Genomic DNA, 12,344 nt, shown 5'->3' on the forward strand with positions numbered 1-12,344 from the left:
GACATTTTCTCAGGTGGGGGACAAGCCGCGCGGGGTCGGTTATGGCGCGAGCGGCTTGGTCGGCGCCACCGTCATGAGCACCACGTCCTCCGAGGCGCACGCCGTGCCGACCTGGTCAACGAGCAGCGACGCAGTGTCGTTCGGTGGGTACACCCGCAGCCCGGTAACTTCTGTCGGTTCGCACTCAGCGCCGTAGTTCTCGGCGTTGGTCTGTTTGACAGGCGCAACGGCCATTTCTCCCGGCGCGAGAACCACCTCGGCGGATTCGCCCGGCTCGCGTTCTGCGGGAGCCCCGACCTGCTCGCCCGCGGCGTTAACGTAGGAGACGCCCGGGTAGCCGGTAATTTCGCATTCCTCGTCGGACGCGTTGGTGAAGATGATCTGTCGGTAGACGCTGCCCGCGGCGCCTCCTCCCATCTCGGTCTCCAGCGCGGCACTCAGCATGTCGGCGGTGCATGCGCCGTCGGTGGGCGCCGCCGTCGGGCTGGAGGTTGCGGCCTCCGAAGGGTCCGGTTCGCCGCTCTCAGTAGAGTCGGCGGACGGTGACGCTGATGCCGGAACCGAAGACTCCGGCGAGGAGCTGGCTTCCACCGTGGGAGCGGCGGCGGACGACGCCGGACTGGTGGATTCCTGGGCGGGCTCCCCGGACGCGCAGCCGGCCAAGGGAAGCGTTCCGAGGAGAACGGCGGCGGCGAGCAGGCGGGGAGTGGAGAGGCGGGTAGTCATAAAACCACCCTTACGGCGAAGGTTCCCCGCGTCAAACAGCCTCGGCGGTGCAGGGCTGAGTGACGCAGGGAGCCCGCTTCCGTTACGCCTTGGCCTTGCGGGTGCGCAGAAGGGCGGCCACTCCGGCGATCAACCCGAGCACGCCTGCTCCGAGGCCGACATAGCCCGCGGTCCCAGCGCCGGAGGTGTCATCGCCCGCGGACGCACTCTCCAGGTCAGCGGTTTCGGCAGCGGATTCCGACTCCACCGCCGCTTCCTCTGCCTCGCCGTGCCCGCCCTCTTCAGCACCGGTCAGGGTGATGGTTGGGGCCGGAGCCTCAAGGCTGTGCGGGTCTTCACCTTCGGCGGGAACTTCAGCCCAGTCGGTCTCGCCTTCCACGCAACTCTGCAGCACGGGGAACGCGATGGTCTCGCCTTCGGCATCAGGCAGCTGGACCGACATATCGAACTGCTGCAGATAGCCGTCCTCGACCGGGGTCTCGGCGGTGTACACAATCTGCCCGACGCGCTCCGTGACGCTGGACCCGTTGTCCAGGGTCAGTGGTTCGTCGAGCTTCTCGGTCACTTTCTCCACGGTCCAGCCGGGAACAATCTCCGGCTTGGCGTCCACCAGCGGCTCCGGCAGGGAGATGGTGAGCTTGTTGGTCGGCGAGCCGTCGCAACCGTGGGAGAAAGACACGTTCAGGAGGGCAAACGCCCCGGCCGAAGTGGTGTCGGGTTCGATGGTCACGTGTGCGGCGGCGCCGGCGAGCCCAAGGCCCATCAAGCCGGTGGTCGCGGCGGCAGCTGTCAGGGTACGGCGAATTGAAGTCTTCATGGTGTTACCTCTCAGGGGTGCTGGCTCAAGGGCCAGCGGGATCAGGGAAATGGCGCGTCAGAAGACCGCCGGTGTGAGTCAGTGAGAGGTGGGCAGGGGCGGACCGCGCAGCGGTCGGAAGTCCAGCAGGGGTGCAAGGTAGTTGCGCGCCGGGATGTCGGGGAGGGGCGGCAGGTCGGTGACCGGCAGGATGGCTCTCAGCCGGGGAAGCATGACGAGCGGCCGTAGCCACTGCACCGCCAGCTCAACCGCGGACTCCCCGTGATACAGCATCAACGCCGTGACCACGACCGCTACTGCGTGCGCCCCGAACATCACCGGATTATCGAACAGCGAGAAAGCATGCGCATGCTCAAGCCCGCCGGTCGGCGAGCAGTGCACCTGTTGCGGACCGAAGTGGTCACGGGCGGCTGGGACGCACGCCGCCGCCGTCGTAAGCATGGTGAAAGCTTCATGAAGGAGGAGTTGGCCTGCGCTCAGGACGCCGAGCACGGCCGGAAGCGAAAGCTTACTCCGCGACAGCACGGTGGCGGCGAGGAGCGTGGTGACCGCCAGTGCGCCCAGAATGAAGGGGCTGGGGAGAGCTGCTCCACCCGCCAGGTGAGCGCCTGCGGCAAGGAAGAAGACGACGACGGCGCACGCTGCGGCGCGCAGGATGCGGGCGTGGCTGCTCGTCATGGTTCCTCCTCCCCGAATCCACTTCTTCTACTTCCGGTAGAAGAAGTGGTGTAGTCCTACTCTATTCGCTGCCGAGGATACTTTGGCTCGGTCGTACTCACTCGTGATGGTAGGGACGGCGCCCTGCAATTTCCTGGGACCGATAGAGCTGCTCGGCAAGAATGAGGCGCACCAGTTGGTGCGGGAATACGAGCGGTGAGAGCGACCACACGAAGTCCGCACGCTGGTGCACTTCCGCATTGACGCCGTACGCCCCGCCGATGATCAGCGTGATGTTGCGTGAGCTGTCGAGCGGTTGCTGGAGCCGCGCAGCAAGGGTGGGGGAGTCCACGGCTTTGCCCCGCTCATCGAGAAGGATCACGTAGTCACTTGCGTTCTTGCCTGTGAGCCGTTCAAGGAGGCGGGCAGACTCCTCATCGCGGGCAGCATCACCCTCGCGGGCTGAATGCGGGATGAGCTGCCACGAGAGGTCGAAAGGCTTCTTGAGTCGCTTCTCGTAGCGGGCAATTCCCTCGGCCACCCAGGATTCATGTTTCCGGCCGACAGCCAGAGCGCGTAATGCCATGTGTATCAACGTAGCGCGACCGCCAACACACTCCCGTATCGAGGTTTTCATAAGGTACGGGCCGGAAGCTTCCTACATAAAAGTAGACGCGTGCATACGTGCACACATCTAACCGGCGCGAGGCTCAGCTATTGCCGGGACGTTCCAGCTCCGCTGGAACTGTTCATATCGGTCCTTACCACCAGACCCCGGTGGTAGGCGAGCCTAGGAGACCCACCATGGATGTTTTCGAAAGCCTCGAATCGAATGTCCGGTCCTACTGCCGAAACTGGGACACGGTTTTCTCCCATGCGGAGGGAAGCACGGTCCATAGCGAGGACGGAAGGGCGTATGTAGATTTCTTTTCCGGTGCAGGCGCCTTGAACTACGGCCACAACAACCCCCTCCTGCTTGCACCGTTGATTCAATACCTGCAGTCCGGTGCCATCGTGCACTCACTCGACATGAAGACGGCGGCCAAGCGAAGATTCCTGGAAACCTTCCGTGACCTGATTCTGATCCCGCGCGGACTGGACTACAAGGTGATGTTCACCGGGCCGACCGGCACCAACGCCGTCGAAGCCGCCCTCAAGCTCGCCCGCAAGGTCACTGCTCGGCACCATGTCCTCAGTTTCACCAACGCGTTCCATGGGATGACACTGGGCTCGCTGTCGGTGACGGGCAATTCCATGAAACGAGGGGGAGCGGGCATCCCGCTCAACAACGCTTCAAGCCTTCCGTACGACGGTTACCTTCCTGATCAGGCGGATCACCTGATGTGGCTACGGCAGGTCCTTGAAGACAAGGGGTCCGGGGTCGACATGCCGGCGGCCGTCATCGTGGAGACTGTCCAGGGCGAGGGAGGTCTCAGAGCAGCGCGGATGTCATGGCTCAAGGATCTATGCGAGCTGTGCCACGTGCATGGCATTCTCCTGATCGTTGACGATGTACAGGCCGGTTGCGGACGATCGGGATCATTTTTCAGCTTCGAGGCGGCGGGGATAACACCCGATATTGTCTGCCTCTCGAAGTCCATATCGGGTTTCGGGTTGCCTATGGCACTGACGTTGTTCCGGCCGGCACTGGATATCTGGGAACCGGGCGAGCATAACGGGACCTTTCGCGGACATAACCCCGCATTCGTCACGGCGACCGCAGCACTCGAGGAGTACTGGAGCGACGGGGCCTTTCAGGAAGAGGTCGGCGCTCGCATAGCCCAACTGCACGAGGGATTGGGAACCATTGCCGCCCGCACCTGCGGGGCGACGGTTCGCGGGCGGGGAATGATCGCCGGGATCCACTATCAGGACCCGGAGACAGCCCGCAAAATCACCGCGGAGGCTTTCCGCGCCGGCCTGCTCGTGGAGACTTCAGGCCCGCAGAGCGAGGTTGTGAAGACGATGCCGCCGCTCACCATCACCGCGGACGACCTTTCGCGGGGCCTGGGCATACTCGCGGAGGCTGCCTCCTCGGTCACCGGTGATTCTTTCGCTGAAGCTGACGTCGCATGACGGCGGGCGCTGAAGCACCCCCGGCTGATGGTGTCCCTTATGCCGGTCGATCCGCGTACGTGCATTCAGTGGGAGCACCTGGATGCCAACCGCCATTGGGAAGCCTGATCGTACAGAAGTTCGGTGGTTCTTCTGTCAAGGATCCCGCGTGCATCCAGCGGGTGGCTCATCGGCTCGCCAGCGCGCACTCGGCCGGATACAAGGTGGTGGGCGTGGTTTCTGCGATGGGCGACACCACGGACCAGTTGCTGAAACTGGCGGGCTGTGTTTCTGAACATCCGTGTCAACCGCATCTGGATGCGCTATTGATGACGGGCGAGCTCATTCCGACGACGCTCCTCGCCATGGCCCTTGCTGATCTCGGCGTCAGCGCCCGCACGTTCACTGGCAAACAGGCGGGAGTCCTGACCGACCACGCCTACGGTCATGCTCACATCGTTGAGGTCAAACCCCATCGAGTCCGCGACTGGGTCGATCAGGGAGGCATCGCCATCGTGGCGGGATTCCAGGGCAGGGTCCGGAAGAAGAAGCGAGAAATCACCACCCTCGGCCGAGGAGGATCCGACCTTACCGCCGTAGCGCTCGCCGCAGCGCTGGGAGCGAGTATCTGCGAAATCTATACCGACGTTGACGGCGTTTACACGGCAGATCCCCGGGTGGTGCCAAGCGCCCGAAAGATCGATGCACTTTCGAGTGAGGCGATGCTTGAACTGGCAGCGTCCGGCGCGGGTATCCTGCATCTCCGAAGTGTTGAGTATGCTCGCCGGTGGAACATTCCCATTCACGTGCGGTCGTCGTTCACCCAGAATCCCGGAACTCTTGTCCTGCCGTGCCTGGACGGCAACCGCCGGAGATCCGCAGGGGAACAGCCTGTCGTCTCGATGGTAACCAGCAACAACTCCGCGGCCACGGTCACGATCGCCGATGTGCCGGGGAGACCCGAGGCCACCGTGGGGATTTTCGAGGGCCTGATCAAATCGGGGGTGGCTTTCACCACGATTTCCCAGGCCTCGCACGCATTGGACCACACCAGTTCTGACGTTGTGTTTGCACTTCCATCAGCCGAAGCGTCTACGGCGGTTGCCACCCTGACCGCGCTGCAGGAGACCATCGGATTCAGCAGTGTTCAGGTTCAGGATCGGATGGGCCGGATCACGGTTTCCGGGCTTGGCATGCGATCGTCCGCGGAGGTGCTTTTCGTATTTCTCCGGGAGCTTTCCGACGCGAACATTCCCGTCCAGCTGATGGAAACGTCGGAGCTATCCCTTTCGGCGGTCATCCCTGCAGAATCGCTCCCACTCGCGGTAGCAAGGGTTGAAGCGGCATTCGGCCTCGGGAAAGGCTGGTCGGCTCTTGAAGAAGAGGGGAACTCATGAACAGAACGTCCCAAACCGATTCCGGAATGAACCGCCCCGTCCAACTGCACGGCGTCGGGTCCTTTGGATCGACCGGAGCCGGACCCGTCCTGAAGGCGGAGGACATCGACCACACTGCCCGCTGGCGGGCGGGCGAGCGGCTCAATCACCTGTTTGAGGGCCGCTGTGACAGCCTGCGGAGCCAGGGGCAGGGAGGCCAGCTAGCCGTTGACACGGGGGAAGTCATCCTCAGCTATGACGAGCTCGATGGACGGGCGAACCAGCTCGCCCGGCACCTGCTGGTGTGCGGCGCCCGTCCCGGAGACCGGATTGCCCTCCTGTTCGATCAGCCGTGGCAGGCCTATATCGCAATGCTGGCCGTGCTGAAGATCCACGCAGCATACGTCCCTCTTGACCCCGGTTTTCCGGCGGACCGGCTGAAGTACATAGTGGAAGATGCCGACGCTGCCCTGGTCCTGTCCCTCACGCATTTGAAGGATCTGCTCCCTGAAGTCGCTGCCCCCGTAGTGTGCCTCGACCATGTGCGCGTACATGTCGCGGCCGAGGATCCGTCCCGCCTGTCTGCCCTTCCCGAAGGCGGTGTGGACGACGAATTGGCGTACATCATCTACACCTCCGGCTCGACCGGGCGCCCTAAAGGGGTTGGAGTTGAGCATTCCAGTATCTGCAACTTCGTCCGTGTTGCCGCGGAGGTTTACGGCTACACACCGGAGGACCGCGTTTACCAGGGCATGACCATCGCCTTTGACTTCTCTGTAGAGGAAATATGGGTGCCATGGATGATCGGAGCCACTCTGGTTCCCAAGCCCGGCGGTTCCAGCCTTCTGGGAGCTGAACTGGCTGATTATCTGCAGGACCGCCGTATCACCGCCCTGTGCTGCGTTCCGACCCTGCTGGCTACCATCGATGAAGACCTGCCCGGCCTGCGATTCCTGTTGGTCTCCGGTGAGGCCTGCCCCCGCGACCTGATCACCCGCTGGCACCGGCCCGGACGCCGGTTCCTGAACGTCTACGGGCCCACGGAAGCGACTGTCACCGCGACCGTGGCCGTCGCCGACCCGGACCGCTCAGTAACGCTGGGGGTGCCCCTGCCCACCTACTCTGCCGTGATCCTTGACCCTGACGAAGACCGGGCCCTGCAGATCGGCGAAAGCGGGGAGATCGGATTGGCCGGCGTCGGACTAGCCCGCGGATACATCAATCGGCAGGACCTAACTGAGCGGGCGTTCATCGCGGACTTCCTCCAGCTCGACAACAACCCGTCCGGCCGGATCTACCGCACCGGCGACTTGGGAAGAATCAATAACGACGGTGAAATCGAATACTTTGGCCGCATTGACACCCAGGTGAAGATCCGTGGCTACCGTATTGAACTGACAGAAATTGAATCCGTTCTTCTGCAGGTACCAGGCGTCGCTCAGGCGGTCGTGTCGACCTACGAACCCGAGCCCGGGTTGGTGGAGCTGGCCGCCTACTACACGCTGCGCCATGACAGCGTGGACCTCGATCCGCATGACATCTACAACATGCTCAGGCTTCGACTCCCGGGCTACATGGTCCCGGCCTACTTCGAACGGCTCACGGCCATTCCGATGATGGCCAGCGACAAGGCCGACCGGAAACGCCTACCGCAACCGGCGAACAGGCTTAGTCTGGCCGTTACCGGCACCTATACGGCGCCTGCGACGCCAACGGAGGAATTGCTGGCAGCGGAACTCGGCGCGGTCCTTCGTCTGGATCGAGTCTCCACCGACGCACACTTCTTCAATGACCTCGGTGCGAACTCCCTGCTGATGGCGCACTTCTGCGCCAGGGTTCGAAGGCATGCAGACCTCCTTCCGCCCGCGATGAAGGACATCTATCTGAATCCGTCGGTTCAGCAACTCGCACTGCTTCTGGGCGCGAGCCAGCCGGAGACCGACGGCGGAGCAGCGCCCGCCACGGAGGCCGTTCCGGCGCGGAGGACTGCCAGCACGGCACAGTACGTCATGTGCGGGGCGCTGCAGATGCTGATCTTTTTGGGCTACCTCACGTGGGCCTCGCTGCTGCTGGTCTTAGGTTATGAGTGGATCTCGACGGGCGGCGAACTCGTGCAGATGTGGGCCCGCGCCATAGCTTTCGGTGCTGCAACGTTCGTGGTGCTGTCGCTAGTGCCGGTCCTGTTGAAATGGATCCTGATCGGACGGTGGAAAGCGGCGGAAATCCAGATCTGGAGTATGGCCTATGTCCGGTTCTGGGCGGTCAAAACCCTTATCCAGACCAATCCTCTTGTGCTCTTTGCCGGCTCACCTCTGTACCTGCTGTACCTGCGGATGCTCGGTGCGAAGATCGGAAAGGGCGTCGTGATCTTCTCCCGCATGGTCCCGGTGTGCACTGACCTGTTCACCGTGGGAGATGGCACCGTCATCCATAAGAACTCCTTCTTCCTGTGCTGCCGCGCCCGCTCGGGAGTCATCGAGACGGGTCCCGTCACCTTGGGACGGAATGTGCTCATCTCCGAGAAAACAACCCTGGACATCGGCAGCTCGATGGGAGACGATGCCCAGCTGGGGCACGCCTCGTCCCTGCAAACATCACAGTCGGTACCAGCCGGGCAGACGTGGCACGGCTCGCCCGCAGCCCTTACCAGCACGAACTACCGGCGCGTGGAGCCCACCAATTGCAGCACCCGCAGGCGGGTTACTTACAGCCTCCTTCAACTGGCGAACCGTCTCTTGCTCGTTTTTCCGGTCGGGCTGCTCGGCTTGTCCGCCCTGCTGCCGGAGTACCTGGGACTGGATCATCTGAGACTGGGAAACCTAGGCTTTTTCCTAGACACCATGCTGGTGACCTTGACGCTGTTCATAGGCGGTTTCATCACCGGTTTAGTTGTTGTCCTGACCGTTCCGCGGCTGTTGAACACCATCCTGAAACCCGATACCGTCTACCCGCTCTACGGCCTGCACTACTCGTTCCAACGCGCCCTGGCGAGGATTTCGAACATAAAGCTGTACAAGGACGTGTTCGGGGACAGCTCCTACATCACTCACTACCTCTCCGCGCTCGGGTACAACCTTGGCAAGGTGGAACAAACCGGATCGAACTTCGGCCCCGAGGTGGCCCACGAATCGCCCTACCTGTCCTCCGTCGGAACAGGAACCATGGTTTCCGACGGCCTGAACCTTATGAACGCCGACTTCTCCAGCACGTCCTTCCAACTGAAACAGGTACGGATCGCTCCACGGAACTTCCTCGGTAACGACCTCACCTTCCCCATCGGTGCCCATGTGGGAGAAAACTGCCTGCTAGCGACGAAAGTAATGATCCCCATCGACGGACCGGTCCGGACCGGGATAGGGCTGCTGGGCTCGCCGCCCTTCGAAATCCCACGCGCGGTCATGCGCGACGCCCAGTTCGACGAACTGAAGATCGAGGAAGCAAAGAACAGGCTTTTGCCCGCCAAGAACCGGCACAATATCGTCAGCATGGTCCTGTTCCTGTCCGTACGCTGGTTCCTGCTGTTCGTCGGCACCCTGCTGACCGCTGTTGCTGTCACCCTCCACGGAGTTCTCGGTGCTCTCGCACTCGCCCTGGCGACGCTGGCATTTCTGGTATTCCGCGTCCTGTTCTCCGTGCTGGTCGAACGCGCAGTGATGGGCTTCCGGCACCTGACCCCGCAGTACTGCTCCATCTACGACCCATACTTCTGGCGCCATGAGCGGCTGTGGAAGCTGCTGGCGACACCGCCATTCAACGGGACCCCGTTCAAAGCGCTCATCTGGAGAATGCTCGGCGTGAAGGTCGGAAAGAGGCTCTACGATGCCGGGGTCAATATCCCAGAGAAAACCCTGGTGACCATCGGGGACGACTGTGCCTTTAATGAAGGCACCGCCATACAGGGCCACTCCCTTGAGGACGGAACGTTCAAGTCGGACCACATCGTGCTAGGCGACCGCTGCTCTCTAAGCGTTGAGTCCTTCGTCAACTACGGGGTCACCATGGGCAACGGCGTCGTCCTCGAAGCTGACTCCCTCCTAATGAAGGGCGAGGATGTGCCGGACAACTCCGTCTACGCCGGCAACCCCGCCCGCGAAACCAGAAAGGCAGCAAGGACGGCGACAATCCCGCCCGGCCCGCGGCACCGGGCAGCAAACAGGCGGCTCCCAGCCAGCTGGCGCCCATCCCACGGCTCCCACCGAATCCCTGCCCACGAGGCACATCGGAAACCCGCCCTCATAGCGCGCCACTAACCGAATCTACGAATAGGACAACGTCAATGGTACGCAGAGCAAAGCCACCGAAGCTCACAGAAACCTTCACGGAATCCCCAACCTGCTGCCAACACGGCTATGGGGGAGGCTGCTGTTCACATGCAAAAGCCAACCGGCCATGCGGCGGCCCCTTGCCAGGAACGACCAGAACCAAGATAAGGAAATCACCTTCCTCCGACATCAGAATGATCTCATTGCGGCGGGCAATAGCTTCGTCGACCTGTTACTGGCGCCCCTGCGTGGCGGCGGTCCTAGCGATCACGGTTTCTTCATGTTCTGCGCAGGGCGATGCGTCGTTGGACCCTGCAGAATCCTCCCCGCCGACGGCCGTCGAAGCATCGCCGGCAGCTTCGGCTGGCGCGGGTGATCTACTCCCCGACCTGGTAATGCTGCCGCTGCAATCGATCCACATCGGTTATGACCGCGGCGAGAAGGTGCTTCGCTTCACCGCCGATGTCCTCAATGACGGTGACGGTCCGATGCAAGTGACCGGTACCCGGTCCAGTACAGAAGAGCCCGATCTGAAGGTTTCTCAAGACGTCCTGCAAGCAGATGGTAATTGGAGGTCGGTGGAAACGGACGCCATCATGCGGTACGAAACTTTCGACGGGCACGACCACTTCCACCTGCAGGAGTTCGAGCGCTACCGGATGCGACCGGAGGACAGTGACGAGTGGCGGGGCTCCCGCAAGGAAGGATGGTGCCTACGTGATGACGGCGCCCTGCGCGACACACCCTCCAGATACAGCGACGACGACTATTACTGCGGCGAAGACGAAGAATCAGAGCTTACGGAGCTAATTCAAGGAATGACCGAAGGATGGGTGGACTCCTACGACTGGTACCTCGAGGGTCAATACATCGAGCTGAAGGACCTGAAACTGCCCGGAAACTTCTGCCTCGAGGCAGAGGCAGATCCTAACCGTGCCCTTACCGAGAAAAACGACGACAACAACCTGACCTCGACCCTGGTGCACATCACCGAAAGAGAGGCCACCGTCGTCAAACAGGGCTGTTAACGCTCGAAGCTTCCGGTAACTCGGAACTTCCTCCCTTCTCCTTGTAGCGTGCAGGATCGGAGCTCCTGGCTCGTGGAAGACGGTGCCTTAAAAGTGGAAGGCATATCCATCGGGGCGGGCTGTTCACTCGGGGTGAATGCCTTCGTGCACTACGGGGTAACGATGGAGGGCTCCGCTGTACTCGAGGCGGAAGACCACGACTGGCTAACCGACCAGCCAGCGCCACCAGCGTGATTGTTCCGGTTCCGGCGTCCGTTCCGGTTCCGGCTCCGGCTCTTCCCCCAGGGCCAGTGCGGCCTCGACGATGTCGTCTGCCGTGAGCGTCATAACGGCCTCACGGTCGAGCGCGTCGAGACTTTGATCCTCCGACGACAGCCGCAGCGCCTGACGGTTAAGGGCCTGCTCGAACAGCGTGCGGGCGAACCGTGCGTTGCCGGAGTCCTCGCCCGCGTGAAGCCCGGCGAGGATGCGGCGCAACATCTGGTCGGCACCCGGCTCCAGGGTGTACTCATGCTGGGCCAACATCCGGTGGAAGATCGTCTGGAGTGCGTCGACGGAGTAGTCGGGGAACGTGATCTCGCGGGCAAACCGGGAGCGCAGCCCGGGGTTTGAGAGCAGGAAGGACTCCATCAGCCGCGGGTATCCGGCCACGATCACGACAAGGCGGTGGCGGTGGTCCTCCATTCGCTTGAGCAGGACCTCGATCGCCTCGGGGCCGAAGTCCATCCGGCCGTCCTCCGGGGCCAGCGCGTAGGCCTCGTCGATGAACAGGACGCCGTCCAGCGCACGCCGGATCACCCGGTCCGTCTTGATGGCGGTCGCGCCCACGTACTGTCCCACCAACCCCGACCGGTCGACCTCGACAAGGTGGCCCTTCTGCAGCAGACCGACCGCGCGGTACATCTCCGCCAGGAGCCGCGCCACGGTGGTCTTGCCCGTGCCCGGGTTTCCGAGGAACACCAGATGCTGTGAAGTGGCCACCTCCGGTAGGCCATGCGTCTTACGGCGGGCCTGGACCTGGAGCAGTGCGACGAGGGCCCGGACCTGTTCCTTCACGGTTTCCAGTCCGACCAGGGCGTCGAGCTCGGCCTGCAGTTCGGAGAGCGGCCGGGCCGGTCCAGGCCTCGTACCGATGAGATCGCCGACCAGGTCGTCGACGCGCTCCGAACCGGGCAGCTTGAGTTGGTCGGCCAGATGACCGATGGTTTCGCGCAGGTCATCGAGCGGATTCCGGCTTGCAGCCATGCCTCCACTGTAGTACCGACCGGCACCAACAACGCAGAAGGTCCCGGCCCCCTCGTACAAGTGAACCGGGACCTTCTCACGTGGCGGTGACGGTGGGATTTGAACCCACGTTGGCTTTTACACCAAACAACATTTCGAGTGTTGCACCTTCGGCCGCTCGGACACGTCACCAACGGTG

9 protein-coding genes and 1 tRNA gene are annotated in these 12,344 nt (G+C 62.6%); 4 read left to right on the top strand and 6 right to left on the bottom strand.

All coding sequences use genetic code 11. The annotated features are described in order from the left end of the window. Window positions 1-39: 39 nt before the first annotated feature. From RIF85_RS00335 to RIF85_RS00350, 4 genes are all read right to left on the bottom strand, one after another. Window positions 40-726 carry a DUF4232 domain-containing protein gene (locus RIF85_RS00335; RefSeq protein ID WP_309069914.1) on the bottom strand — a complete coding sequence of 229 codons (687 nt, stop codon included), beginning with the start codon at window positions 724-726 and terminating at the stop codon, window positions 40-42. A gap of 82 nt (window positions 727-808) precedes the next feature. Continuing rightward, window positions 809-1,543, bottom strand: coding sequence for a YcnI family protein (locus RIF85_RS00340; protein ID WP_309069915.1), 735 nt, complete (start codon window positions 1,541-1,543; stop codon window positions 809-811). A gap of 78 nt (window positions 1,544-1,621) precedes the next feature. Beyond that, window positions 1,622-2,221, bottom strand: a complete 600-nt coding sequence (locus tag RIF85_RS00345; protein ID WP_309069916.1) for a hypothetical protein — start codon at window positions 2,219-2,221, stop codon at window positions 1,622-1,624. 97 nt (window positions 2,222-2,318) lie between these two features. Continuing rightward, complete coding sequence (locus RIF85_RS00350) at window positions 2,319-2,786, bottom strand: 23S rRNA (pseudouridine(1915)-N(3))-methyltransferase RlmH (RefSeq protein ID WP_309069917.1); 468 nt, start codon at window positions 2,784-2,786, stop codon at window positions 2,319-2,321. Between the two features lie 218 nt (window positions 2,787-3,004). Between RIF85_RS00350 and ectB the strand changes: the two genes are divergently transcribed. From ectB to RIF85_RS00370, 4 genes are all read left to right on the top strand, one after another. Beyond that, on the top strand, window positions 3,005-4,276 hold the full coding sequence (ectB, locus tag RIF85_RS00355) for a diaminobutyrate--2-oxoglutarate transaminase (RefSeq protein WP_309069918.1): 1,272 nt from the start codon (window positions 3,005-3,007) through the stop codon (window positions 4,274-4,276). A 95-nt stretch (window positions 4,277-4,371) separates the two neighbouring features. Continuing rightward, window positions 4,372-5,652 (top strand): aspartate kinase, encoded by a 1,281-nt coding sequence (locus RIF85_RS00360; RefSeq protein WP_309069919.1) that lies wholly within the window; start codon window positions 4,372-4,374, stop codon window positions 5,650-5,652. Beyond that, entirely contained in the window at window positions 5,649-9,881 is a 4,233-nt protein-coding gene (locus tag RIF85_RS00365) for a Pls/PosA family non-ribosomal peptide synthetase (RefSeq protein ID WP_309069920.1), read from the top strand. The genes RIF85_RS00360 and RIF85_RS00365 overlap by 4 nt, the downstream gene beginning before the upstream one ends. 317 nt (window positions 9,882-10,198) lie before the next feature. After that, entirely contained in the window at window positions 10,199-10,921 is a 723-nt protein-coding gene (locus tag RIF85_RS00370) for a lysyl oxidase family protein (protein WP_309069921.1), read from the top strand. A gap of 204 nt (window positions 10,922-11,125) precedes the next feature. Here the strand turns inward: RIF85_RS00370 and RIF85_RS00375 are convergent, their stop codons facing one another. After that, window positions 11,126-12,166, bottom strand: coding sequence for an AAA family ATPase (locus RIF85_RS00375; RefSeq protein ID WP_309069922.1), 1,041 nt, complete (start codon window positions 12,164-12,166; stop codon window positions 11,126-11,128). A gap of 81 nt (window positions 12,167-12,247) precedes the next feature. Then, window positions 12,248-12,337, bottom strand: a tRNA-Ser gene (locus RIF85_RS00380). Window positions 12,338-12,344: the final 7 nt, after the last annotated feature.

Origin of the sequence: Arthrobacter sp. (assembly GCF_031179385.1) — a bacterium.
Taxonomy (GTDB): Bacteria; Actinomycetota; Actinomycetes; order Actinomycetales; family Micrococcaceae; genus Arthrobacter_D.

Excerpts from the sequence above, each read along its gene's own strand:
- ectB (WP_309069918.1), top strand. The coding sequence starts at position 3,005 with ATGGATGTTTTCGAAAGCCTCGAATCGAATGTCCGGTCCTACTGCCGA.
- RIF85_RS00375 (WP_309069922.1), bottom strand. The coding sequence starts at position 12,166 with ATGGCTGCAAGCCGGAATCCGCTCGATGACCTGCGCGAAACCATCGGT.
- RIF85_RS00345 (WP_309069916.1), bottom strand. The coding sequence starts at position 2,221 with ATGACGAGCAGCCACGCCCGCATCCTGCGCGCCGCAGCGTGCGCCGTC.
- RIF85_RS00365 (WP_309069920.1), top strand. The coding sequence starts at position 5,649 with ATGAACAGAACGTCCCAAACCGATTCCGGAATGAACCGCCCCGTCCAA.
- RIF85_RS00350 (WP_309069917.1), bottom strand. The coding sequence starts at position 2,786 with ATGGCATTACGCGCTCTGGCTGTCGGCCGGAAACATGAATCCTGGGTG.
- RIF85_RS00340 (WP_309069915.1), bottom strand. The coding sequence starts at position 1,543 with ATGAAGACTTCAATTCGCCGTACCCTGACAGCTGCCGCCGCGACCACC.
- RIF85_RS00335 (WP_309069914.1), bottom strand. The coding sequence starts at position 726 with ATGACTACCCGCCTCTCCACTCCCCGCCTGCTCGCCGCCGCCGTTCTC.